Raw genomic sequence first — 26016 nt, forward strand, 5'->3', positions numbered from 1 at the left:
AATAGAGCAATTATAGCTGATATCGTTTTTGCCCAATACTAATCCCCTCGAATTTTTTGCCAATCGATGCTATTGGCAACGTTGATATTCATTTATTTTTTATAACCGTTTTAAATCGTAGAATTATGCCATTTTATGTTAAACAAGGGCAAATTCCAGCACAGCGACATACTGTTTTTAGAAAGCCCGATCATACGCTCTATGCTGAAGAATTGGTTTCTACCCATGGCTTTTCCAGTCTTTATTCGCTCGTGTATCATTGCCACCCGCCTACGTTGGTCAAACAGATCCGTGAACCTTATGATGTTACTCCAAAGATTGCCCGTGAAAAACATCTTAAACATACCAGCTTAAAAGGATTTCAGGTTCAGGCCAAAGATGATTATCTGGAAAGTCGTACACCTGTTCTGGTCAACCAGGACCTACACATTTCACTGGCCGCACCCCGTCAGTCCATGACGGATTATTTTTATAAAAATAGCCAGGCCGATGAGATTATTTTCGTGCACCAGGGAACAGGGAAACTCAAGACGGGCTACGGAAGTATTCCTTTTCAGTATGGTGATTATCTGGTCGTCCCTAGGGGTACAATTTACCAGATGGAATTTGATCAGACAGGCAACCGATTATTTATTGTTGAATCGTTTTCGCCAGTACGTACGCCAAAGCGGTATCGCAATGAATTTGGCCAGCTGATGGAGCATGCTCCTTTTTTTGAGCGGGATATCCGTGTACCACAGGATCTGGAAACTTTTGACCAGCTTGGTGATTTTGAGGTGAAAATCAAGAAACAGGGATTGATTTATCCTTACATCTATGGAAGCCACCCTTTTGATTTTATTGGTTGGGATGGCTATCATTTCCCTTGGGCATTTTCCATTCATGACTTTATGCCAATTACCGGGAAATTGCATCAGCCACCACCTGTTCATCAGACTTTTGAGACTGATACCTTTGTGTTGTGCAGTTTTTGTCCACGTCTGTATGACTATCATCCGCAATCCGTACCCGCACCTTATAACCACAGCAATGTAGACTCGGATGAAGTGCTATATTATGTGGATGGTGATTTTATGAGCCGGAAATCGGTTGAAAAAGGACAGATTACATTACACCCGGGCGGTATTCCGCATGGACCACACCCCGGTACGGTCGAAAAAAGTATTGGACAAGTTAAAACCGAGGAACTTGCGGTCATGATCGATCCTTTCCGTCCCCTGATGCTGACCGAAGAGGCGTTAAAAATTGAAGATCCCGATTACTTTAAATCCTGGATGAGTTAAGTTAAATACGAATAACCTTTATATAAATTATGGCAAATACATTTGCAGAGAAGATTGCCCAAGCGCAAGATTTTCTACCTATTAATGGAACCGATTACATTGAATTTTATGTGGGGAATGCGAAGCAGGCCGCACATTATTACAAAACTGCCTTTGGTTTTCAGTCGGAGGCTTATGCAGGGCCAGAGACCGGTATTAGAGACCGCGCATCTTATGTCTTAAAGCAAGATAAAATACGGCTGGTGCTGACCACAGCCCTTAAATCAGACCATCCTATTGCTGAGCATGTCAAAAAGCATGGCGATGGCGTCAAAATATTGGCTTTATGGGTTGATGATGCCCGCAAGTCATTTGAGGAAACGACCAAAAGGGGAGCAAGAGTCTATCAGGAGCCGCAACTTCTCAAAGATGAACAAGGGGAGGTTTGGACTGCAGGGATATACACTTATGGAGAAACGGTGCACCTTTTTGTGGAGCGAAAGAACTACAATGGTTTATTTATGCCCGGATATGAAAAATGGGAAAGCGACTATAACCCAGCAGAGACCGGTTTGCTCTATGTCGATCATTGCGTAGGAAATGTAGGCTGGAATAAAATGAATGAAACAGTTCAATGGTATCAGGATGTGATGGGCTTTGTCAACATCCTGTCCTTTGATGATAAGCAGATCAATACCGAATATTCGGCATTGATGAGTAAGGTGATGAGTAATGGCAATGGCTATGTGAAATTTCCGATCAACGAACCTGCTGAGGGAAAAAAGAAATCTCAAATCGAGGAATATCTTGAATTTTATGAGGGTGAAGGTGTGCAGCATGCGGCATTGGCAACGAAGGATATTGTACGTACGGTGCGGGAACTTAAATCCAGAGGGGTTGAATTTCTAGGAGCTCCTCCAGAAGCATATTATGACATGCTACCAGAAAGGGTTGGAGCAATAGATGAGGAAATCCGGATTATCCAAGAACTTGGTATTTTGGTGGATCGTGACGAAGAAGGGTATCTCCTTCAGATTTTTACCAAACCTGTAGAAGATAGACCAACTTTATTCTATGAGATTATTCAGCGAAAAGGTGCACAGAGTTTTGGCGCCGGTAATTTCAAGGCACTTTTTGAAGCAATCGAACGTGAACAGGAACGCAGGGGTAATCTATAAGGATATGTTGGGTATGAAAGAATTATTGCGGGCATTTGAGCATCGGAGTCCAGAAATCGTATTCGAGTGGAAAGATAGTGAAACTGATGCCAAAGGATGGATTGTTATCAATTCGTTGCGAGGCGGTGCAGCGGGGGGAGGCACACGCATGCGTGCAGGCCTGGATCGGCATGAAGTAGAGTCCCTTGCCAAAACAATGGAAGTAAAGTTCACGGTTTCAGGCCCCGCTATTGGTGGTGCGAAATCCGGTATTGACTTTGATCCACATGACCCACGCAAAAATGAGGTTTTAGACCGTTGGTTTAAAGTGGTAACGCCGCTATTAAAAAATTACTATGGGACAGGAGGGGATCTTAATATCGATGAGATCCATGATGTCATTCCATTGACCGAAGAATATGGTCTATGGCATCCGCAGGAAGGCATCCTGAATGGACATTTTAAGGTAAATGAGAGCAACCGTATCCATCAAATAGGACAGTTGCGCTATGGAGTGTCCAAAGTGTTGGAAGATAATACCTACAGTCCGGATTTAAAGCGTAAATATAAGGTTGCAGACATGATAACAGGCTATGGAGTTTCTGAATCCATCCGCCATTATTATCAACTTTTTGGAAGTGACTGTATAGGAAAACGTGCAGTGATCCAAGGCTGGGGAAATGTTGCTGCCGCCGCAGCTTTCTACCTCTCTAAGCTGGGCGTGAAAATTGTCGGAATTATAGATCGGGCTGGTGGTTTAATCAATCGGGAAGGTTTCGACGAAGCGGAGATTACGCAATTATTCCTGGATCGTAAGGGAAACGAGCTTAATTCACCGGATTTGATGTCATTTGAGCAGGTTCAGAAAGAAATATGGGTATTGAAGACCGATATCTTTGTTCCAGCGGCAGCATCACGTTTGGTTTCAAAAGATCAGATCCAGCAGCTCCTTGAAAATGGGCTTGAAGTCATTGCTTCTGGTGCAAATGTCCCTTTTGCTGATCAGGAAATATTCTATGGTCCAGTGATGGAGTTTGCTGATCAGCATGTTGCGGTGATCCCTGATTTTATCGCTAATTGTGGTATGGCAAGGGTATTTGCTTATTTAATGCAACGAAATATAGAAATGAGTGATGATGCGATCTTCTCTGACGTTTCAAAGGTGATTTTTGAGGCTTTGAAAAAAATAAGGGATTCTTCCGCAGATCGTACACAGATCTCTTCGAGAGCGTATGAAATCGCATTGAAACAATTGGTCTGATTCTTTTACGGGAGTCGTTAAACGAAAAACACTTGAAGCGGGGAACTTCAAGTGTTTTAACTAACCAATTATTAACCTAAATTTATGAATGCTTAAAACAGTGCAATACCTGTGCCAAAACTTATTTACCTAAGATGAATAAATTGTCATTTTTTTGTTAACTTATAATTTCGTTCCAATTTTGGTTAAATCGCTAAAGTCGTTGACTCTAAAAAGCTAATTCTCTATTGAATCCATCGTGGGCGGTGGATGTGTTAAAGGATGCAGATATATTTAGGGTTATTACTGTTTTATTTTTATAAACTGTTGATAAACAGAAACTCCTGAAGCGGGGAGCAACAGGAGTTTTCCTAACCAATTATTAACCTAAATTTATGAAAAGTACAAGTATAACGTGATGAGAATATAAAATGTTTCAACTATTTTCACTTTTTTAGATTTTTTAACATTTTTTAGTATTTCTATATTGATTTTCAGTAAAATATTCTAATATTTATATTCTTTTCGTATTAGAAAATAAAAAACCTGTTAGCGGGGACTAACAGGTTTTTTATAAACTAACTAATTATTAACCTAAATTTATGAAACTAGTCAACAACTTTCAATAAGAATGCCAGGGCATAAATCAATCAGTCGGTTTAACGATTTTTAACGCTTTCTATGGCTAACACGCCGGTACTTCCTTGTAACAAGGCTTTAGTATTTTATTTTTCAAACCTTTTATCGCTTGTAAGCGTTTACTTAATCAGAGTGAGCAAATAATCATTAAAACTGTTTAATATAAAGTACATGTCCTTATCCTATCTTTATCAATTCGAAAATTATAGAAGCCCTTTTTGGGCTTTTGCTATCCACGATGGTCATCATATCGATGCGGATTTAGAAACGTATTTACATATAGCTCCCGAAGATCGTTTACGTGAGGAGGATCCATATACGGCAATTTTGGCAGAATTGCCCTTTAACCGCTTTGTTAGTGGGACATCGAGGTTTCAATTGGATTTAAATAGGAATAAGGAGGGAGCTATTTATCTGACACCCGACCAATCCTGGGGAATTCAGGTCTGGAGGTCAGCGTTGCCGCAACAAATAAAAGATCAACTATACGAATCTTATGACATGTTGTACCGGAAGATAACGCAGCAGATTCAAAACACCATTGACCGCTATGGCTATTTTGTTGTTTATGATATTCATAGCTATAATGCGCTCCGAGATGGGCCGACGGCTATGATCGACAAAGTAAACAATCCACAGATTAATATTGGAACAGCAAACAATCACAGCAAATGGCAGGAATTGACCAGCTCATTGATGGATGTGCTTCGTACGGGTAAAGATGGGCAGGTCTATGACGTGCGTGAGAATGTTAAATTTAAGGGTGGCTTTTTGTCATCTTATTTAAATGAGCAATTTGGCGATAAGGGTTGTGTGTTTTCTATTGAGTTTCGCAAGGACTTTATGAATGAATGGACCGGAGAGGTCTACCCTCAAAAGTTACAGGAATATAAGCAACTTTTAATGCAAACCACTGACACCCTCGAATCCTATTTTGCCTATGAAAGATAATGCGAAGCAGTTAGCGGCTATCCTAAAAAAAATCAAAAATAAGGAGGTTTTTCATACGCAGATACCACCAAAAAATAAAATGGTATTCAATCAGGTTGTGCCTTATTTATTTTTGTATCGACAGTTTTTTAGTCCGGATCCGATGCTGGCGGAACTGGTAAAATCCGAACCTGCGTATTTTAGAGTTAAGGACCCAGAAATGAATGTATCGGACTGGATCGCACCGATACTTAACCAGTTCGTCGAAGAATTTGGTGCATGTCTAATTATAGAAGCTTGGACGGCAAGCCCGGGGCAGGAAGAAGATATTCAGATCCATATTGCCCGGAAAAATGTACAATCCATTGCACAATATCTTGGAAAGCAATTGGAAACGGAGGAATCTATTGCAAAAGTCGAAATTGTGACCGACACGAAAACCAATGCGACACAGAGTCTCTCTCCAGCGAGTATACAATTGGATAAACTAAATAGTAATATCTTGTATATGGGATTAGAAATCAAACCGAAGTATCTGCTGGGGGGCAACCAACAAATACTTCCCATTGATCTTCGTCATTTTCGTGAGGCTATATCCCGAAGTTTATCCAAAACATTTTTTGAATTTATTCGCATACATACCCTGTCAAAACCAACATCATTTAAAATTAGTCATCCCAAAAAGATGCTTCCTTTGGCTTGGGAAATCGATCAAAAACTGGCCCGTGAAAGCCAGCGGTTTGATTTTCTATTGTTGGTAACACCGACAAATTCCTATGACGCCTGGCTGCAGTTCAAAAAGGGAAACTATCGCAGGGTTCCTGTTTTTCATTATAGACCCATGCCGATTGATCCCGATATTATTAAACGTAACCTCTATAATCTACATATTGAAGACCTTTATGACCCTTCCATAGCTTATTTGTTTCGGGATAAACGCAAAGAGCTCGATCAGATGATGAGCATGCTGAGCGAAAGGGGGAAAGAGGGATTTTTACTGGGCAGCATGCAAGTGTTTGGTACCGTCAACGAAAAGCTGTTGGAAAAAGCGCAGGCCATATTAACAATTACAGCGACTGACAGGGAGCATCAAACAAAGGAAGAGGATGTCGTCTATGCAGAAGAGTTTGCGAAACTAGCACAGGAAGAACTGGATTATTTAAAGAGCCAAGATCCTAATTTTGGTACGACTGTACGGCTTCGGGATGATATCTATGGAGTGATGGTGAATCAAGGGGTGCTAAATATCAGTAAACAATATAGTCTGCCCCGACATCGGGTACAGGCATTGATCCAACACGAAGTTGGGACTCATATTGTCACCTACTATAATGGCAAGCAACAGCCCTTCAGCCTTTTTAGATTGGGAGTTCCAGGATATGAGAAGCTTCAGGAGGGATTGGCCGTACTCGCCGAATACTTGGTTGGTGGCTTGACAAATAATCGATTACGCATATTAGCCGGTAGGGTGGTGGCGGTATATCACATGCAACAGGGAAATACTTTTTTAGATACATTCGCGCTGTTGGTAGATAAATATCAGTTTCTGCCAGAGACGGCTTTTCAGATGACCATGCGTGTTTTTAGAAGCGGAGGGCTCACAAAAGATGCGTTGTATCTCAGTGGTTTGATCGAATTGATAAATTATATAAAAAGTGGTCGGGATCTCACCTTGCTGACTATGGGCAAGATCAGGGAAGATTATATCCCGATAGTCGAAGAATTAATGCTTAAGGGGATTCTGAATGCCCCTGTTTTGACACCCAAATACTTGACCTCACCCTATAAAGATGCATTAACCAATCTCAAGAAAAGTAAAGGAATATTTCAGATGATACAATAATCAGCGACACTATATGAAGATAGCATTTGTTATTAATCAGACCCATAAAGAAACTGAACGTTTCACAACAACCCTGCTCGCATTGAAAGCACATCAGCTAGGGCATGCAATTTATTACATCGGACTGGCCGATTTTTATTATGAATCTGCCCATATTGCCGCTCATGTTCGTGAGGTGCTTCCTACACAACAGATTACCTCTGCAAAGCAGTTGATGGAGGTATTGAGAGCTACAGCAAAGACAAAAATGGAATTGGAGAAGATGGATGTGATCTGGCTTAGATTCGATCCTGTTTTGGATATGGTGAATCGGCCCTGGGCAGCTTCATCTGCGCTGCAGTTCGCCTCTTTATTAAAAGAAAAAGGTGTACAGGTCATTAACGATCCCGATAGTTTGGGCCGGGCAAGTAACAAATTGTATCTCGAGGGTTTTGACGAGTCTATCCGACCCAAAACAATTGTAACCAGAAATTATGCTGATGTTGTTGAGTTTTTTGAGCAACAAAATAAATTGATTATTTTAAAACCTTTAAAGGGGTCTGGTGGGAAAAATGTGTTTTTGATCAATAAAGATAATCAACAGAATTTAAAGCAAACGGTCGAGGCGATTGCCAGGGATGGCTATGTGATTGGACAGGAGTATCTGCCCGAAGCAGCTGCTGGTGATATCCGTTTTTTTCTGTTGAATGGTGAACCCGTTTCCATCAATGGAAAATATGCTGCTGTTCATCGTGTGCAACAGGGGAATGAGATCCGGAGCAATGTGCACCAAGGGGCAAAAACCCAAGTCGCGATAATCTCGCCGGAGCTGCTACTTATGGTTGATAAAATCAAAGACAAATTGATACAGGATGGAATGTATTTTGTTGGTTTGGATATCGTGGGCGATCGTATTATGGAAATAAATGTTTTTAGTCCGGGAGCTTTATGCCAAACAGAAGAGATTGTAAAAGAAGATTTTTCCGCATTGATTATCAAAAATCTTGAAGAAAAAATAGGATCTGCTAGAAATTCATCGGGTGTATAGTAAGGCGGTTATATGTAATTGGTTTTATAATAAGGGGGGCAAAGATCAATAATTGACTGGGCTGTTTAAAAGCATACCTGATTCTGAGAACTAAGTTGTTTTTGGTGTCATTTGAAATCTTTTAATGGTAATTAGGATTGTTGTGATAGGAAGCTGACCAAACGTGGGATTGATGGAAATTATGAGTTTGAGATGAATCAAGGCATTTAAATTCTTGTTAATTTTAAGAAAATATAAAAATACGATGTTTATTATTGATTCGCCTTCCCATGATGCTTATTTCAATATTGCTTCTGAGGAATACCTGCTCACGAAATATCCGAAAGAACCCATTTTCTTATTGTACATAAATGATCCGTCAATTATTATCGGCAAATTTCAGAATACTTTGGCCGAAATTAACCTTGATTATGTGAACGATAATAAGATTAAGATCGTTAGGAGAATGTCTGGTGGTGGTGCCGTATATCATGACTTAGGAAATCTCAATTTCTCCTTTCACACCTTATTGGGAAATCTTGATTTTATGGATTTTTCAACTTTCACACAACCCATTGTTTCTGTTTTGAACAAATTGAATATTCCGGCCAAACTGGAGGGAAGGAACGACCTGTTGGTGGATGGAAAAAAGTTTAGTGGAAATGCTAAGCTTGCAAAAAATGGTAAAATGGTTCAACATGGTACTATTTTAATTGATTCGCAGATGCAGATATTGAGTGATGCATTGAAGGTAAACCCGCTTAAATTTGTCGATAAAGCTGTCAAGTCCAACCGAGCAAGGGTGACCAACCTGATCGGTTATCTACCTCAGGGTTTTACAACGGTAAAATTTAAGGAACTATTGATCGCAGAAATGCAGCGTGAAAACCCTGATGCGGAGATCATTCATTTCTCTGCAACTGATATCCAGAACATCGAGAATCTGGTGAAGGAAAAATATGAAACCTGGGACTGGAATTTCGGTTTCTCTCCGAATTATAATTTTAAAAAGGCAATCAAGATCCCCGCCGGTTTTATAGAATTACATTTAGATGTACATAAAGGTTCTATTGAGCATGCTAAGATTTTCGGGGATTTTTTTGCTGCTGAATCTATTCATGAACTGGAGCAACTATTGATTGGAAAAAAACATCAGTTGGAAGAAATCAGAGCGCTGTTGGAAGCCATAGATCTAACTTCGTATTTTGGAAAAGTTGATGTAGCTGAAATTTTGGAGCTATTTAAATAACAGCTATTGTATTATCCCATTGGGACTTAAATGAAAAATATTATGCCTTGGAATCCAGATATCTATAATAAGTTTAAAGACATCCGTTTCAAACCTTTTTTTGATCTATCCGAACTAATAGCTTCGGAAACAACGATGAAAGCGGTAGATCTCGGATGTGGAACCGGAGAGCAAACCGCTATTTTAAGCGATAAATTTCCACAGGCTACATTCCTTGGAATAGATGCATCTCCAGAAATGTTATCGATGAGCCGTAAGCTTGAACATGAACACCTAAAATTTGAAAATAGTAGTGTTGAAAAATTTCTGGAGACAGCGGGTTCCTGGGATTTGATATTCAGTAATGCGGCATTGCAATGGCTGGATGGTCACCAAACACTTTTTCCGCATCTCATTTCCAAATTGAGTAGCGGTGGGCAATTGGCCGTTCAGATGCCTTACCAACCGGAAAATGTCTTAAATAAACTGCTATCTGAGCTGGCTGATGAAGAACCTTACCGAAGCTATTTGGATGGTTGGAATAGGGCTTCATCGGTGCTAAGTATAGATGACTATGCACAGATTTTGTTTCATTCGGGCTTGGAGGAATTGGATCTCTCGCTTCGTATATACCCAATTATAGCTGCCGAAGCGGAAGTACTTTATGACTTTATTTCCGGATCGGCATTGATCCCTTATATTGAGCGACTGGACGAAGATAAACGACCTGTTTTTATTGAGGCTTTTAAGACACGTATTAAACAGCATTTTTCCAGATTCCCCGCGATATATCCGTTTAAACGTATTTTGTTGTATGGACGAAAGAGCTGAAATCGGGCGAGGATGTTCGCGTTAAATACTGATCAAATCGGACCAGACCGCCTTGGTCATCGTTGCTAAATCATTGGGATTTAATATTATTTGAAGGCCTCGTTTTCCTGCGCTCACAGAAATTTCTGTTTCCAATTGAGCTGCTTCCTCGATAAATGTTGGAAATAGTTTTTTCATGCCAATAGGTGAGCAGCCCCCACGGATATAGCCTGTTACAGCTAGGAGATCCTTCATAGGGAGCATTTCACAATTTTTATTGCCTGATGCTTTAGCGATCTTTTTTAAGTCAAGTTGGGCATTTCCGGGAATTACAGCAACAATGTAAGGGTCTATATTTCCTTTCAATACTAAAGTCTTATAAAGTGTTTCAGGTAATAGACCTAAGGACAAGGCAACATGCTCCGCGCTGACATCATGATCATCCACCTCGTATTCTCTTAATTCATAGTTTACTTTTGCCGTATCCAACAAGCGGACTGCATTGGTTTTATGCGACATAATAAGCTTTTTTAAGATCTACGATTTGAAAAATAGTTTGTAATCTCTGTCAAGGAGTATGTATTCAGACAATTTTTTGCTTCCAGACCACCTTTCTGTGCAACAAAAATACCATATTGCATGTCCAACAGCCCTTCAGTACGATGCGCATCAGGGTTAATGGACAACAATACGCCCTTTTCTACAGCGTAGCGATGCCATCTCCAATCTAAATCTAACCTTAAAGGATTTGCATTAATTTCGATGACGACTTTATTCGCGGCGCAGGCATCAATTATTTTTTTAAAGTCAAGTGGATAGCCCGATCTACTTAATAAAAGGCGGCCTGTTGGATGTCCCAAAATTGTTGTATATGGGTTTTCAATTGCTTTAATCAATCTAGCAGTTGCTTTTTCCGCATCCATTTTTAAATTGGAGTGGACAGAGGCGACAACAAAGTCAAATTGTGCTAATATTTCATCGGGGTAGTCCAGTGATCCGTCGCTTAGGATATCGGATTCTATTCCTTTAAAGATTTTAAAAGGGGCTAGTTTTTCATTTAAGCTGGCAATTTCCTTCCATTGCTCTTCCAATCTTTCGATGGAAAGACCATTTGCATAAACTGCCGTTCTGGAGTGATCACATATTCCGAGATATTCGAGACCTAATGCATCTTTACAATGAAGAGCCATTTGCTCCAAGGTATGAACGCCATCACTATAAGTTGAGTGGTTGTGCAGTGTCCCTTTGAGATCCTTAAATTGGATTAATTGAGGTAAAGTATGGTTCTGTGCGCGTTCAATTTCGTCAAGACCCTCGCGCAATTCAGGTTCAATATAATCAAGCCTTAAGTTACGATAGATAGCCTCTTCACTGGAAAGTGAAGGTAAGTCAGGAAGAATATTGAATAAAAGATCCAAGTGTGCGGTCGATCCTGTACTGAGAATAAGGTCCCGATAAAAATCGTTGATATTCGTACTGAAAACCTTGAATGTAAAACCTAATTCATCGGTAATTTCCAGTGAATTCTCTGTTTTCTCCACCAATGTATAATCACCTAGGAATTTCTCCACTGCTTCTATACTTTCGGAAATGAGTAGATCCACTGTGCTTAACACCTCGCATTTTCTTCTAAAATCTCCGGTAAAGGATAGAAGAGACGAGGGGAAATGTGTTTTTAAAATAGCGTAAAATGTATCAGCTTGGGACAATACTTTGGCGTATAGGAACCATCCCTGATTGGATATTGAGAATTCGATGGATTTCTTTATTTCTTCCTGCGTTTTTAAGCCAAATCCTTTGGCTTCAACTAGACGGTTTTCATTGCAGGCATACAGTAGTTCGCCTACACTTTCAATACCAAGGTCTTGCCAGATAATCTGAACTTTTTTTGGGCCCAGGCCCTTTATGTTTAACATTTCAACAACTCCTGATGGCGTATTCGCCAATAGGTCCTGGAGTTCCTTAAACGTTCCGGTTTGTGCGACCTCTTTCGCTTTTTCGGCGGTACTTTTTCCTATGCCCGGCTGTGCGCTCAATTCTTCAAGCGAGGCGTCGTCAATGCGAAAGGGCAATTTGTCCAATTTAAAAGATGCACTAGCCATAGCCTTTGTTCGGAATGGATTTTCGTTGTGAAGTTCCATTAATTGGCTACACAATTTAAAAATTTTAGAGATCGCTTTATTGTCCATCGTTGTCGGTGAGTTGTTAGGCTACAAATATCCTAAATTTTGAACCAAAATACCAACCAAGTCGATAATATAATGCCGTTAAATAATGTGAAAAAGCTGATTTTGGCCAAAATCATGTACTGTTTTTTAAAATTAACAACAAAGTGACAAATGACGACTCTCTTAACCGGTCATTTTGGCTAAGTTTGCCGTTTTTGGATGTTGAAATCGACAAGGTTTGTCGTGTTTTTTGAAAATATTCGACAACAATAGGAATGTTATGATAGCAGATATAAATGACAAAGAAGTAAGTGGTCTCTACAAGACAGGTATTATTCAACAGACAGCCTATTGGTCTGCTGTGAAAAAGATGCAGGGGATAGAATCGAAGGCTTTTAATTTCAAATCGAAGCACTCCGATCTTTATACCGGAGTGGAAGACGACACCTATTTTGTAGGGGATCTATTGATTATTATTCAGGCGGTGGATCATGAGCATAGCATCGCGTATGTACCATATGGTCCCGAAATAGAGCCATCAGAAGAAAATCAAGGGGCGTTTTTAGAGCAGCTTTCGGAGAGTTTACGTTCTTACTTGCCGCCCAATTGTATTATGATACGCTATGATCTCTCCTGGGAATCCCATTGGGCAAAAGATGATGACTGTTATGACCTCTATGGCAATTGGTTAGGTGTCCCTGAAAAACGTATTCAGGAAATGCGCTTTAATTTTAATACGGAAAACTGGAATTTTCATAAAGCGAATACAGATATTCTTCCTTCTAATACCATTTTTATGAACCTTAGAAAAGATGAGGATCTCTTGTTGGCCAATATGAAATCAAAGACGCGTTACAATATTCATTTGGCTGAAAGGAAAGGCGTAAAGGTTCGTTCTCTTGGTTTAGAGAGTCTGGAGATCTGGTATGAGTTATATCGGCAGACTGCGTTTCGAAATAATTTTTTCTTGCACGATATCAACTATTTCAAGATTGTACTATCTGCCAAGGCAAATGATACGTTGTCTCCGGCAGATGTTTATTTATTGGTTGCAGCGGTAGACAATCAACCTCTAGCTGCAATGTTTCTGGTGATTGCTGCAAATCGGGGAACCTATCTTTATGGTGCCTCCGCTTCCGAAAATCGCAATTATATGGCGACTTATGCCTTGCAATGGCGTGCCATGCAGGTAGCAAAAGAAAAAGGTTGTACGGAATATGATTTCTTTGGTGTATCACCTCAGGCTGATCCATCACATCCATTATACGGACTTTATAGATTTAAAACTGGTTTTGGTGGTGAGATCTATCACCGAATGGGCTGTTGGGATTATCCGTTGGATAACGAGAAGTATCGATATTATGCCTCGATGGAGTTTAAAAATCAAAGTTATCATTTGAGTTAAGTATTAAAATACTTCACCCAGGGTCAATCTTACTCCACGGTGATTGGTGCTAACACCATAATCTATGCCGATGTTGGTGCCCGAGTTTTTGTTAAATTTAATTCTGGCGCCGGCACCGGTACCGATGTTCCAATCTGCAAACATGCTATTTTTGGGTCCGTTCACCGTGGTGAAATTTATAAAAGCCACAAAGCCGAATAAACCATCGCTGCTGATGTCTCGGCGGTATTCTGTTTCCAGATAATATAACGATTTGCCACGGAACCGACTTACTGGGAACCCTCTTCCGGAACTGTTGTAAGGGTCCCAACCCAAATTAGGTAAATCAAGGTACGGTGCTTTGCTATTGAAAACAGTCCAGAAAAAGCTACGCACAGCAATCATATTCTGCTTATTTGGATCCTGGGTCAAGCGATGGTATCTCCTGATTTCGAGGAATAAGGACTTCCAATTCTGATCACTTCCCATGAAAACCGGGTTAAGGCGGAATTGTAGATTGGCATAATTGCCGGACCAGGTATTGATAGAGTTGGCGCGCGTGTCATAGATTAGGTTGAGACTGAGTCCTGAGGAAATAGTATGGTCTTTCAACGCTGTACCATAGGGGTAGGAGGTGTACTCGTCAAGTGGGATAGCACTCGTAGATTTGATATTCATGCGGTAATCCAGGTCATAGCCAATACCCATAAACAGTCCGCCGTGGATTCTTTTCAACGCATGTTGATATAGTCTAAAATAAGTATAATCCAAATTGATCTGTTGGTCTCCGTGATGCTCTTTGCCTATTCCCCAAGTCTCATGTGGGTATTTTAATAGCCTGATATCACCATCGATAACCCAAGTATTATCTTTTAACCAGACATAGGAGCGGATGGGGAGGCCGAATCGCTTTCCAAAATTGGTGTATGGCGTGAAAGTAACTTTAGACATATAGGTGCTTTTACGCTCACCAAGATAAAACCCTGCTGTAGTACTCGTAATTAAAGCGTGCCCTCCTCCTGGTACATTTGTCGAAAATGGCAGAAATGAAAAGTAAAACTTTTTTCCTGTACTATCGACAGATTGCGGTGGCTTAATCTTGAGAATCTCTTTTCCGATATCGATCAGATCCCTTTGTTTACTCGTATCTGCAATATGCTCAGTGATTTCTATTTCATTGACAGGGCGCTGTGCATAGAGCTCAGATTGAAATATCACCAATAAAAATGTTAAAGTAGCAAGCTGATACAAAAAAAGATGCTGTCTGTCGTAGTGTGTCATGAACGCCTGCAATCTAAGAGGAATTGTACAGAATTACAATATTGTAAAGAAGATTTTATCTGTTCTGTCGCGTTTTGTCTATAGATAGAATAAATCAAAATTTCATTCACCTAGAAAAAAATAGCGTTTACCGATTTTAATGTAATGTTAATCTAAATGTAATAGAATCAACACATCAGTTGTCTTAAATTTGAATCAGAAAATAAATAAGAAAAAAGTGCAACAAATTTAGATTGTCTCCGACAATAGGATAAGAAAATATACTAATACATTATAAAATAGAAAAGATATGAAAACTTTAGTAAAAACATTTGTAGCGGCAGCAATGATAGCGATCTCTACTTGCTCAATGGCTTCGGTTAAACCAGAAGAACGTAATTTAATTACAGCTGATTTGGCGATTGATGAATATGTAGGCGCGATGACCGAAGGTCAGGTAGCGAATTTAGATAAGCTATTCACTTCTGATTTTAACCAGAAAATATGTGGTAAACAGGATTTAAATCACAGTCGTTCGGAGATGATCGAGTTCTTGAAAAAACAAAAAGGAATAAAAATGAACTGCAAAACAACAACGCAGATCGTTGAAGAATTACCAGATTATGCTATTGCGAAAGTAACCATGCAATTTGATGGTTTCTCTAAGACCGATTTGATCACACTTGTGAAGGAAAATGGTGCATGGAAAGTTTCTAAATCAGTTAATTCTTACAAATAGGAATTACTGCCACAAATTGAAATGATGTTTCGGGAAAACTGATCAATGTATAAAAACAACAAAGAGGCTACTTGTGAAAAGTAGCCTCTTTTGTTTGTGGAGCATATCAGGATCGAACTGATCACCTCTTCACTGCCAGCGAAGCGCTCTAGCCAGATGAGCTAATGCCCCCTTTGTTTTTTCTGTCGCTAAGATAATACCTTTTTTGTAAAAACAAAATTGCTTTTTTATTTTTTTAAATATTATTATTTATTGCTTCTCAGTAAGTAGTTCCTCAGTACGTTTTATCTGTTGATTGTCCTTCCATGCGTCATGTCCAGGAATAACCATTTTTATCTGCGGATACTTCGCTAACAATCTTGCCAATGCAGGCTTCCAGGCTTTGACATCACCATCACCGACAAATCCCAAGTTTTTGGCCTCCGAACTTTTGATGAAGCAACCCCCATCCAGAATTTGATAGTCCGGAAACCAGACAACGACATTATCCAAAGAATGTCCTGCACCAAAAAAGTTCAAAACGAAGGACTGACCACCCACATTATAGGTCTTGTTGATTTTAACGAGATGCGTAGCTTGGGCTTTATGATTTGCCTTAAGCAGATCGTTGGTCATTTTTGTCGCATAAGTTGGAATTCCCATACGATTATAATATGCAAAGCCTCCCGCGCGATCTTCGTGCCAATGTGTGGCATATACTGCAATGACAGGTAGCCGATGCTTTTGTTTAATACTGTCCAAAAGCGGTTGATATTGTGTCGAGTCCCAAGGCGTATCAAATAGAATAACACCTTTCTTGGTGATTAGATAGACCGCATTAGCGGCATATTTGGTGCCCTCAAAGGTATTGTAAGTCGTATAAAGATAAAGCTGAGAATTGATCTTTTCAATGGATAATGGTTTTTCCTGTGCGCGCAAAGATGGCAATACACAGCAAGAAAGACCGAGAAGTAACGTAGCTACTTTTGCGGAGAAGAGCGAAATAGTATTTTTGAACATAAGTAAATAAACGATTGTTCGGAATGAATATTGTTGTGTTGGACCTGTAAAATTCTCTTTTTTTCTGGCTACAACGATGTAATGAAATCTTCTCGATGCGGTGTGAAAGAATCTATCAACTCGCCTTCTTCAAGACATTCACAGCCGTGGATTAAATTTGGGTTAATGATACAGGAATCACCTACAGTTAAGATTTCATCTATGCCATCGATGTGGTACCTGAACTTTCCGGCGTTGACATAAGATATTTGTGTGTGTGGGTGTTGATGTAGGGCACCGATTGCACCTTTTTGAAAACGTACTTTCATTAACATCAATTCATCGTTATAAACTAATATTTTACGTTTCACACCATCGCCTAGATCCGTCCAGCCCTGGGCTTTATCGTGTAGGAATATCTCACTCATTTTAATCGCTTTTATTTTAAAAAATTAATCAACAAATCTTTATCGCCAATGATAGGAAATAAATATGACTTTTGTAGCTCAGCTTGAGAAGTTCTTGATAAACGTACAGCGTCGATGAGAGAATCCCCCGATTTTCTTAGGAAAAATAGGAGAACATGCATGAACTGATCGGTAAAGTATTTGAAAAAACTGTTACTTTGTGTCTGATCAAAGCGAGTGTACTGATATGAATTATTTCGACGAACTTATTACATTATTACATGAAGAACAGCAATACGATAAGATGCAGCATGAAGCATTATTATTGAAAAGCAGTTTAAATGAAAGAAGAATGCAGGGGGTGACCTGGTTTCCTATTCAGATCACGGATAGCGAACTGGGGCGGGGAGATTATCTGTCAGTTAGTTTAAAAAAAACAAATCACCTCGATGTAGATCATCGGTTTCGTTTTGGGATGCCTGTTTCTCTATTTTCAAACCATGACCCAAATGCGGACAGAATAGACGGCATTATATCTTCGGTTAATAAGGAAAGTATGCGGATTTCATTTCGTGTAGATGAGCTGCCCGATTGGAGCAGAAGGGGGAAACTTGGTGTGGATTTATTATTTGACGAATACTCATACCGTGAAATGGCGAATGCATTGCGAGAGGCAAAGGAGCTTGCGACTGATCCAAGACAAGGCAAATTGATCAGAAAGCTTATTGGTGGAGAACAATTATATACTGGAGAAAGAGATACATTTTTTGATCATTCAGATCTCAATTTCAGCCAAAATAGTGCTGTTCAACAGGTCTTAACTACAACAGATATCGCACTTTTACATGGCCCTCCAGGGACTGGGAAAACGACAACATTAATCAGGGCAATAGCTGCTTTGTCAAAGAGCAATAACAAGCAGATATTGGTCGTGGCTCCTAGTAATACTGCGGTTGACTTATTGACTGAGCGTTTAGATGCTGCAGGAATAGCTGTCACTCGGATAGGTAATCCGGTTAAAGTATCTGAACATCTACAGGAGTTAACCCTTCATAGCAGAATAGATCGTCATAGCGCGAATAAGGATATAAAGTCCTTGCAAAAGCAAGTTCGGACCTATACGGATATGGCCCAAAAATATAAACGCAATTTTGGCAAGGCCGAGCGCGAACAAAGGAAAGCATTGTTCGACGAAGCTTACAGAATTCGAAAAGATGTTGATAAAATTCAGGATTTTATTGTAATGGATATTCTCGATCGCTCTCAGGTAATAACCGCGACGCTAGTAGGGGCAAATCAAGATGTTATACGAAACCGAAGATATGAGACGGTTGTTATTGACGAGGCTGCTCAGGCACTGGAGCCTGCCTGCTGGATTCCGATATTAAAGGCTGACAAATTGGTGTTGGCTGGGGATCATTGTCAACTCTCGCCAGCAGTGAAATCAAATAAAGGTATGGACAATAAGCTTAGCAATACGCTGTTTGAAAAACTCATCAATCTTTATCCCCAAGCGGTTTCGCTGCTCGATATCCAATATCGAATGAACGAGCAGATCATGAATTATCCCTCCTCAGCTTTGTATGGAGGTCTCTTGAAAGCTGATTGTTCAGTTGCGCATTGGACAATAGCGAACGATTCGGAACCGATTGTATATATCGATACGGCTGGGGCAGGTTTTGAGGAAACCGAAAGTGATGGTGCAATCTATAATCTCGGGGAGGCCAGTTTTCTGAAATCTCATTTAAAGACAGCCATCGCAACTTGGTTAGAGACTTCTCCAATCGAACAATGGCCAAGTATTGGGATAATAGCACCTTACCGGAAACAAGTGTCTGTATTAAAGGAAATGTTGGAGCAGGACGAAGAATTACGGCCGTATGCTGCTATTATTAAAGTACAGACCATTGATAGTTTTCAGGGGCAAGAGAAAGATATTATTTATATCAGTTTGACACGAAGTAATAACGAGCAACAGATTGGGTTTTTATCCGATGTGCGACGGATGAATGTCGCCATGACAAGGGCCAAAAAGAAGTTAGTCGTCATTGGCGATAGTGCGACGATAGGGACTCATTCGTTCTACCAGAAATTTATTGATTACGCAGAAAATCTTGGCCACTACCATAGTGTTTGGGAATGGGATATTGCGGAGATGTAATAGAAAAAGGGACTGCGATGAAATTCTTTTCGCAGTCCCTCTCAATTTTTATAAAGAGGTGAAATTCATCCAATCAGCCTTTTCGTCATAGTGCATAAGCGGTTCGGCATTATTGCTATTGGAGAGTTGACCGACCAACATGTACAGATCCATACTAACATGCTGACGGGCAATTTCTGTCATTTTATCATTAAAACCAGCGTTATTGATTTGCAGAACATATTGGAAGCAAACAACACGTGCAATTATTTTTCCTAAAGTGACCATCTCGCGCTGTTTAGGTTGAAGCGGGAAGTCGAAATTCAAAATAGGAGAGAAAAATGGAGCCGCAAGTTCGGTTGCCGGATTTATTTTCAGGAATGAAAGCAGATTGCTTTCTTTGCTTTTGCGCATCAGTTTAGCAATTGCCTCTGCTACTTGCGAATAGAGCATCTCGTTTGACCCTTCAAAAATTTGGAAAGGTCTACTATCTACTAAACCACGACCAGCAACATGATCCAATCTATAACCGTTTGCTCCAGATAATTGTACACAGATCTGTGCAGATTCGTGCATCAGGTCAGTCACGAGTGCCTTGACACTATTGGCATCCACACTGTGGCCAGAAAGATCATTTTGAATTGAACTGATCGAGCTACTGTATGCACACATCGCTGAACATATCGTAAAAGCAGCCTGCAAGCGAGATAATTGAAACTTAACCGAATCCAGTTCGTTCAATGGAATTCCACTAACACGTCTTTCCGTGCAATGCTTCATGGCTTCATCCAGCATACGTTTTATGAATCCCATTCCCATGCCAGGAAACTGAAGTCTGCTCCGGTGTAAAGTATCCAACATCAGTTTTATACCAGTACTCTCTGGTGTTAATCTATTGTCGACGGGTACTTCGATGTCTATTTTATTGATACCATAAGGAATAGCATATAATCCTAAGCTATTGTATTTTTTTGTTACTTCAATCTTTTGTTCTTCGATGGAATTGTCGGTAACAAAGAAATCTATATCACGTACAAGTTCACCATTCTCATTTTTCTTTCGGGCAGTAACGAGCCAAAAGTCAGCAGCACCTGTTAAACCTTGCCAATGTTTTTCTCCGTTAATACGGTATTTATCTCCATCTTGTTGGTAGGAGGTACGCATATTGAGGGCATCACTACCATAGGCTTGCTCGGTAATCATCAGTCCACCCATGGCTTTATTTTCAAGAAATTGATGGAAAACTTTTTCCTGAAGTAAGGTATTGCCGTATTTAGCAAAAGGCTCCAAGAATAAAGCGATATTGATCCCGAAGATCAAAGACAGTGAAAGTGATTCATAGGACGCCGCCGCAAGCACTCCTAAACATTCTTTTACATGTAGGCCACGGCCTCCGTGATGCTCGGGAATAGCAACAGACAATGGTCTCATTGCCATGATTTCGCTTAAAAACTGAGGGGGCAAACCACGTGTTAAACTCAGGTTATTATAGTCGTATTCGGTATGGAATAAGCTTGATAATCTTTCTTTAAAGTTTCCGATAAATAAATCGAAATTTTGGGCTTTGTTCGTGTGATCTAAAACGTTAGACATCGCTATATTAATTAAATGATGAAACATTTGCAATAGTAGATGTATACGATAAAGCCTCAAAAGATAGCTGTGAATTTTGCTTACATCCTAATCGCTATACAAAAATAATCCATATCGTTGTGATTGGTCTGTCCACTTCAGTATAAAAGATAGGACAAATCGTGCATATCTAAAAAATATTAAGTTGCCTTGTTACGATAAGAAGTAGGAGAAATTCCTACGATTTTTTTGAATAAACGGGAGAAATAGGAGGGATCAGAAAAATCCAGCTCATAACAGATATCGGCAATACTTTTATTTGATTCAAAAAGAAGAAATTGACTATGCATGATAAGTACTTCTAAGATCAGTTCTTTGGAAGACTTTTTGAACACCGAAAATACGCAGCGGTTTAGGTAATTGGTTGACACCGCAAGTCGGTCAGCATAAAAGCCGATATGTTTTTGTTTTTTGAAGTTTTTGTGCACAAGCTGTTTGAACATCATTGCAATTTCCTGCCTTCGGTTGAGTGCTTGGTTGGAAGATGATAACTTGATAATCTTTAGTAAGAGGGATTTTAGTAAACTTTCGAAAAGTTCTTTATAAGGTGACTCAGAAAGTAATTCATTGTAGAGCAATTTGAATAGCTCGTTAAGGTCGGTGCTATCCTGTGAAGCTAAGTTGAGTAGCGGTGAAATATTAAAGATATTCAGGATCTCCTGTTCCCGAAATATCGAAGTCATCGCATTATCGTTGATCAGTACACAATGTCCTTTTGCCGATTTGTCAACAGATTTGATCGTCGAAATATTACCGTAGTTGCTAATCAGAATCGCTGGTGCTTTTACTACATATTCTTTTGCACCGATCTTGTGTTTAAAATGGCCCTCCGTTATATGTACAAGGAGATTGTATCCCAAGAAAATGGGGGGTGTAGGAAATTTAATATATGGGGCGATTTCACTGAGCTGGAAGATCTTGACGGGAGATTGCTGGTACCTCAGGTGTTCCAGACTACCAGTCATAAATCTATCTACAAATTCACCTGCATTTACCTGCTTTTCCATTTTTGTCCATTATGTTTTTGCAAAAACACCAAATTCTCCTGTTTTCCGATTATTACTACTCGTTGCAAACGGATTTAACGTAATATCAGGATAATATTTCAAAGGTAATCGGATAAAATAGGTTTGTCAATATAAAATGTATGATGGTTTTCAAAAATAGGTGCAATATGCTACCATTGTTGCCAATAACTAAACTCCATGATCACTTCTATGTAAGGCTGGAAAAGTAATCGGGCTTTCTAAGCATTTAAAGCCTGGGCGATAGTTATGATCAATAAAAAATGATTTTGGAAAACGAAGGTTTATCATTAGCTTTAATCTTTAGCAAAATCTGAATCGTTTATTTCTCAACGACTTCTTTATTATAAACCGAGCGAGTATGAAAATTGTATTTGTTTTTTTATCATTATTTTTTTCTGTTGTTGCTGTTCGGGCGCAGGACCGGATGAATTACTGCAATGATTACATCCAAACGGGTGCAGAACGAACTGAGCAATATATACCTTACCTCAATGGAAAGCGTGTAGCTATTCTGGGTAATCCATCTACCGTGATCAAGAAAAAACATCTTGTGGATAGCCTACTCGCCAGGGGAATTAAAATCGTAAAAATATTTGGACCTGAACATGGATTTCGCGGAAATGCCAGCAACGGAACGAAAGTGCGGGATGAAGTCGATCCAACAACTAAAATTCCTGTGATTTCGCTCTACGGAAGTAAAAAAAAGCCTTCGGCGAAAGATCTAAAAGATATTGATGTGTTCATCTTTGATGTACAAGATATGGGGGTAAGATTTTACACGAATATTAACACACTTCGGGACATCATGGAGGCCTGTGCCGAAAATGGGAAGGAACTTTTGATTTTAGATCGCCCGAATCCAAATGCGTATTTGGTCGATGGCCCTATCTTGGATACAAAATATAAATCGGGTATTGGTCAGTTTCCAGTTCCGATTGCTCATGGGATGACAATTGCTGAGTTTGCCCAGATGATTAACGGGGAGGGCTGGATGGCAACGACAAAAAAATGTAAGCTAAAGATCATACCCGTAGCAGCATATAATCATCAAATGTTATACAAACTTCCGGTTAATCCTTCTCCAAATTTAAATACCGAACAGAGTATTCTCCTCTATCCAAGTACTTGCCTTTTTGAAGGTGTAAAGATCAATCATGGAAGGGGGACGGATTATCCCTTTACAGTTTTTGGAAGTCCAGCCTATAAAGACGTATATCGTTTTTCGTTTACACCTGTGAGTAAAAAAGGAATGAGTGAGACACCACTCTTTATGAATGAAGTATGTAATGGTTTAGATCTACGAGAATATGATTTGCAGAAGCTGGTGGACAGTAAGAAAATAAATCTTTCCTGGATGCAGGAACTCTATCGGAATTCTCCAGAAAAAGATAAATTCTTTGATCAGTCATTTTCCAAGCAGATTGGCAGTATTGAAAAATTGGTTGGTGTTGATTCCTTTCGACGACAGATAACTGAAGGTATTTCAGAAGAAGAAATTCGAAAAAGCTGGGAGCCTGGATTAACGCGTTATAAGGAAATGAGAAAGAAGTACCTTATTTATCCGTAATCAATTTATTCGTAATCCATTTATTCGTGCCGGAAGCTGTTGCGCGGAATTGCGATTATTTTTACAAACCTGATAGGTGCCAATAACTAGTTTATCGGAACCTTACTCTTTAACCTGAAAAGTAAATGATGTCTGATCGAAAATATTATTGTTATTTAGCTTTTTTATGGGGGCTCATCGCAAATCTAAACCAACTCTATGGGCAACAGTTAGCGCGGAGACCAGATCGACAGAATTATATCAGCGCTGCTGAAATTCGTTTAGAGCCAACGGTAAAATGGAAGTTTCAGACTAAGGGACAAATATTTGCTTCTCCTATTGTTTTTAAGGGTAAAGTGATCGTTGGTTCCTGTGATAGTAACCTTTATGCGCTGGATAAAACGAGCGGTAAAATAATATGGAAATATAAAACTGGAGGAGAAATCCGCTCCACAGCAGCCATCGATTCAGACCTTTTGTATTTTGTATGTTCAGATGGTCTGTTATATGCTTTAAGTATAGAAACTGGAGAAAGACGCTGGACCTTTGCCACTCAAGGTGAAAAAAAACAGGATACTTGGGATTACTTTCATTCCTCACCAACAATCAGCGATGGAATCGTATATTTTGGATGCGGAGATAAGTATATTTATGCGGTTAATGGCAAGAGTGGAGAACTTCACTGGAAATTTCCTACTGGAGGGATTGTCCATGCTTCGCCAACATTGGCAAAGGAGGGGGTAATGATCGGGAGTTTTGATGGTTACTTTTATTGTCTGGAGAAAAATGGGAAGTTACGTTGGAAGTTCAAAACAATTGGTGAACGCTATTTTCCAAAAGGTGAAATTCAATTTCATGCCGTTGCTGCCGATAGTACGGTCTATTTTGGAGCAAGGGATTTCAACATGTACGCATTGAATATTAAAGATGGGACAGGATATTGGGTATATCATCAACCGGGGAGCTGGACAAGTGTACCTAGCTTGTCAGAAGATAAGTTGGTCGTAACGATGTCCGACTCTTATAGTGTATTGGCCTTGGATAAAATAAATGGTACAAAACTGGTTGAACCAGCGGTTCCCCTAAATACTTTTAGTAGTGCTGCCATTGCTGGTTCGAACGCATTTTTTGGTGCACTGGATGGGATCATTTATCGGTTTGATGTCGCGAAAGGAATTACTATACCTATTTTTCAGACAGAATCCAGTAAAAGAAATCGCCATTTATTTGTGGATGAGAAAGGGAAATTAAGAGCCGATTTGCAGGAAAAATACGCGCATGATATCAATAAGTTATTTGCCGACTATTTGCAGATGGGCAGTATCTTTTCTACGATCTGGATAGCGGATAGTACACTTTATTTTGGAGCTGCAGATGGTGCTGTTTATGCCATTGAATAGCAGTTGTGGGCTGTATTCGAACGTTGATTGATTTATTTTCTTAAAATTTTTTCCATTGATTTGCCTTTCGCCAGTTCATCAATCAATTTATCTAAGTAACGGACTTTTTGAACGAGTGGATCTTCAATATCTTCTATACGATAGCCGCAAATGACACCTGTAATCTTTGTTGCATTGGTGTTGAAATGCGGCGCCTGGCTGAAAAAATGTTCAAAATCGGTTTTGTCGGCTATGATCTGTTGCAGGTCTTGGGTATTATAACCTGTTAACCAAAATATGATTTCATTGACTTCTTCTTTTGTGCGACCTTTTTTTTCTGCTTTTTGTATATAATGTGGATATACTCCAGCAAATGACATGCGGTAAATTCTAGTATTGTCCATTTTTCTACTGATAATCTTTTGTGGTTTTTGCTAATTTACCATTTTTTTGATGTGAAATTTCTTTACAATATCATTTTTCCTGTTGTTTTATCAAAAGTAATGGTTTTGTTGGTGCCCCCATAAAAGAGTGTAATGCGAAGCATTTTATCCGTTTCCGAATTGAAAATGATCTCTTTTGCACTACCTATTCTTATGGTAGTCCCGTCATTATTTAATGCATTGTCGGTACAGCTAAACACCCGCTTTTCAATTATTCCTTTTTTCTCAATTATTTCTAACCAAGGTGGGGATAAAACACTATATCCAACGATTTGTGCACGATAATTTTCGTTTAAATCTTTCGTCATCCGTAGACCGAAAGAAGACATGGACAATACCAATGTATAAAAGGGTAGCATCATTGGCAAGATGCTACAAATTAACCCCAATATTAATCCAGACAACATAATCTTTGCCAGGATATTTTTCCAGAAGATGACGATGACAGTTATAGTCAGTCCCAGCCATATCCAGAAAAGTAAGAGGTCACTATAATAGCCGGTTAAACTTATTTTTTCCAGGTAGTAAGCGAGCATATCCATACCCAGTAATAGCGTAATGACAATATATAGTATTTGTATTTTACTTTTCATTGTAGTGATTTGTCGTTTAAAATAGGATTTTTTTTGCATAGATTTTAATGGGCTTGCCAAATGATACCATCCGATTACGATACTAAATATCACAATCGGAGGGCTTATGGTCGCGCCTAGTTCTTGAACTGTTTTCGGGCATAGTCTTTAAGATTAATCGGTAAAGACAACATAATAATTTTAAAATTATAGCCTTACCTTTAT

The 26016-nt window shown here is 39.4% G+C and carries 22 protein-coding genes and 1 tRNA gene; 13 read left to right on the forward strand and 10 right to left on the reverse strand.

From position 1 onward, the window contains the following. Positions 1-125 precede the first annotated feature (125 nt). The 8 genes from LC454_RS11070 to LC454_RS11105 all read left to right on the forward strand — a co-directional run bounded on the left by LC454_RS11070 (position 126) and on the right by LC454_RS11105 (position 10136). Positions 126-1283, forward strand: coding sequence for a homogentisate 1,2-dioxygenase (locus tag LC454_RS11070; protein WP_223582328.1), 1158 nt, complete (start codon positions 126-128; stop codon positions 1281-1283). A 29-nt stretch (positions 1284-1312) separates the two neighbouring features. Then, a complete protein-coding gene (hppD, locus tag LC454_RS11075; protein WP_223582330.1) occupies positions 1313-2440 on the forward strand; it encodes a 4-hydroxyphenylpyruvate dioxygenase in 1128 nt (375 codons plus the stop codon). Then, positions 2412-3680 (forward strand): Glu/Leu/Phe/Val dehydrogenase dimerization domain-containing protein, encoded by a 1269-nt coding sequence (locus tag LC454_RS11080; RefSeq protein ID WP_223582332.1) that lies wholly within the window; start codon positions 2412-2414, stop codon positions 3678-3680. Before hppD ends, LC454_RS11080 begins: the two co-directional genes overlap by 29 nt. Positions 3681-4469: 789 nt before the next feature. After that, positions 4470-5249 carry an N-formylglutamate amidohydrolase gene (locus tag LC454_RS11085; protein WP_223582334.1) on the forward strand — a complete coding sequence of 260 codons (780 nt, stop codon included), beginning with the start codon at positions 4470-4472 and terminating at the stop codon, positions 5247-5249. Continuing rightward, positions 5239-7071, forward strand: a complete 1833-nt coding sequence (locus tag LC454_RS11090; protein ID WP_223582336.1) for a flavohemoglobin expression-modulating QEGLA motif protein — start codon at positions 5239-5241, stop codon at positions 7069-7071. Before LC454_RS11085 ends, LC454_RS11090 begins: the two co-directional genes overlap by 11 nt. Positions 7072-7084: 13 nt before the next feature. Continuing rightward, on the forward strand, positions 7085-8098 hold the full coding sequence (locus LC454_RS11095; protein ID WP_223582338.1) for a glutathione synthase: 1014 nt from the start codon (positions 7085-7087) through the stop codon (positions 8096-8098). A gap of 244 nt (positions 8099-8342) precedes the next feature. Further along, positions 8343-9326: a lipoate--protein ligase gene (locus tag LC454_RS11100; RefSeq protein ID WP_223582344.1), complete on the forward strand. Its 984-nt coding sequence runs from the start codon at positions 8343-8345 to the stop codon at positions 9324-9326. A gap of 42 nt (positions 9327-9368) precedes the next feature. Further along, entirely contained in the window at positions 9369-10136 is a 768-nt protein-coding gene (locus LC454_RS11105; RefSeq protein ID WP_223582345.1) for a methyltransferase domain-containing protein, read from the forward strand. A 21-nt stretch (positions 10137-10157) separates the two neighbouring features. On the opposite strand, the gene ybaK is transcribed toward LC454_RS11105, so the two are convergent. Then, on the reverse strand, positions 10158-10634 hold the full coding sequence (ybaK, locus tag LC454_RS11110; RefSeq protein WP_223582346.1) for a Cys-tRNA(Pro) deacylase: 477 nt from the start codon (positions 10632-10634) through the stop codon (positions 10158-10160). A gap of 11 nt (positions 10635-10645) precedes the next feature. Beyond that, positions 10646-12304 carry a DNA polymerase/3'-5' exonuclease PolX gene (locus LC454_RS11115; protein ID WP_223582347.1) on the reverse strand — a complete coding sequence of 553 codons (1659 nt, stop codon included), beginning with the start codon at positions 12302-12304 and terminating at the stop codon, positions 10646-10648. Positions 12305-12563: 259 nt separating this feature from the next. Between LC454_RS11115 and LC454_RS11120 the strand changes: the two genes are divergently transcribed. Then, positions 12564-13688, forward strand: coding sequence for a lipid II:glycine glycyltransferase FemX (locus LC454_RS11120; RefSeq protein WP_223582349.1), 1125 nt, complete (start codon positions 12564-12566; stop codon positions 13686-13688). A gap of 3 nt (positions 13689-13691) precedes the next feature. On the opposite strand, the gene LC454_RS11125 is transcribed toward LC454_RS11120, so the two are convergent. Continuing rightward, positions 13692-14885 (reverse strand): hypothetical protein, encoded by a 1194-nt coding sequence (locus tag LC454_RS11125; protein ID WP_223582351.1) that lies wholly within the window; start codon positions 14883-14885, stop codon positions 13692-13694. A 352-nt stretch (positions 14886-15237) separates the two neighbouring features. Here LC454_RS11125 and LC454_RS11130 point away from each other — a divergent pair, with 352 nt between their 5' ends. Beyond that, positions 15238-15666, forward strand: coding sequence for a nuclear transport factor 2 family protein (locus tag LC454_RS11130; RefSeq protein WP_120260678.1), 429 nt, complete (start codon positions 15238-15240; stop codon positions 15664-15666). 97 nt (positions 15667-15763) lie between these two features. On the opposite strand, the gene LC454_RS11135 is transcribed toward LC454_RS11130, so the two are convergent. The 3 genes from LC454_RS11135 to LC454_RS11145 form a co-directional block, all read right to left on the reverse strand. Continuing rightward, positions 15764-15837 (reverse strand) — tRNA-Ala (locus tag LC454_RS11135). A gap of 78 nt (positions 15838-15915) precedes the next feature. After that, positions 15916-16665, reverse strand: coding sequence for a BlaB/IND/MUS family subclass B1 metallo-beta-lactamase (bla, locus tag LC454_RS11140; protein WP_223582353.1), 750 nt, complete (start codon positions 16663-16665; stop codon positions 15916-15918). A gap of 68 nt (positions 16666-16733) precedes the next feature. After that, entirely contained in the window at positions 16734-17072 is a 339-nt protein-coding gene (locus tag LC454_RS11145; protein ID WP_223582355.1) for a cupin domain-containing protein, read from the reverse strand. A 226-nt stretch (positions 17073-17298) separates the two neighbouring features. Between LC454_RS11145 and LC454_RS11150 the strand changes: the two genes are divergently transcribed. After that, on the forward strand, positions 17299-19212 hold the full coding sequence (locus LC454_RS11150; protein ID WP_223582357.1) for an AAA domain-containing protein: 1914 nt from the start codon (positions 17299-17301) through the stop codon (positions 19210-19212). A gap of 48 nt (positions 19213-19260) precedes the next feature. Here the strand turns inward: LC454_RS11150 and LC454_RS11155 are convergent, their stop codons facing one another. Together LC454_RS11155 and LC454_RS11160 are read right to left on the reverse strand one after the other, a co-directional pair. Then, entirely contained in the window at positions 19261-20784 is a 1524-nt protein-coding gene (locus tag LC454_RS11155; protein ID WP_223582359.1) for an acyl-CoA dehydrogenase family protein, read from the reverse strand. A gap of 179 nt (positions 20785-20963) precedes the next feature. Then, positions 20964-21830 (reverse strand): helix-turn-helix domain-containing protein, encoded by an 867-nt coding sequence (locus LC454_RS11160; protein ID WP_077432563.1) that lies wholly within the window; start codon positions 21828-21830, stop codon positions 20964-20966. A 379-nt stretch (positions 21831-22209) separates the two neighbouring features. Between LC454_RS11160 and LC454_RS11165 the strand changes: the two genes are divergently transcribed. Together LC454_RS11165 and LC454_RS11170 are read left to right on the forward strand one after the other, a co-directional pair. Beyond that, positions 22210-23418, forward strand: a complete 1209-nt coding sequence (locus LC454_RS11165; RefSeq protein ID WP_223582361.1) for an exo-beta-N-acetylmuramidase NamZ domain-containing protein — start codon at positions 22210-22212, stop codon at positions 23416-23418. Positions 23419-23543: 125 nt separating this feature from the next. Further along, positions 23544-24797 (forward strand): PQQ-binding-like beta-propeller repeat protein, encoded by a 1254-nt coding sequence (locus tag LC454_RS11170; protein ID WP_223582362.1) that lies wholly within the window; start codon positions 23544-23546, stop codon positions 24795-24797. Between the two features lie 32 nt (positions 24798-24829). Here LC454_RS11170 and LC454_RS11175 read toward each other — a convergent pair whose 3' ends face one another. Continuing rightward, a complete protein-coding gene (locus LC454_RS11175; protein WP_120260685.1) occupies positions 24830-25180 on the reverse strand; it encodes a DUF2200 domain-containing protein in 351 nt (116 codons plus the stop codon). Positions 25181-25242: 62 nt separating this feature from the next. Then, positions 25243-25812 (reverse strand): hypothetical protein, encoded by a 570-nt coding sequence (locus LC454_RS11180; protein WP_223582364.1) that lies wholly within the window; start codon positions 25810-25812, stop codon positions 25243-25245. Positions 25813-26016 lie beyond the last annotated feature (204 nt).

The sequence above is a fragment of the Sphingobacterium sp. GVS05A genome, from assembly GCF_019969845.1.
Taxonomy (GTDB): Bacteria; Bacteroidota; Bacteroidia; order Sphingobacteriales; family Sphingobacteriaceae; genus Sphingobacterium.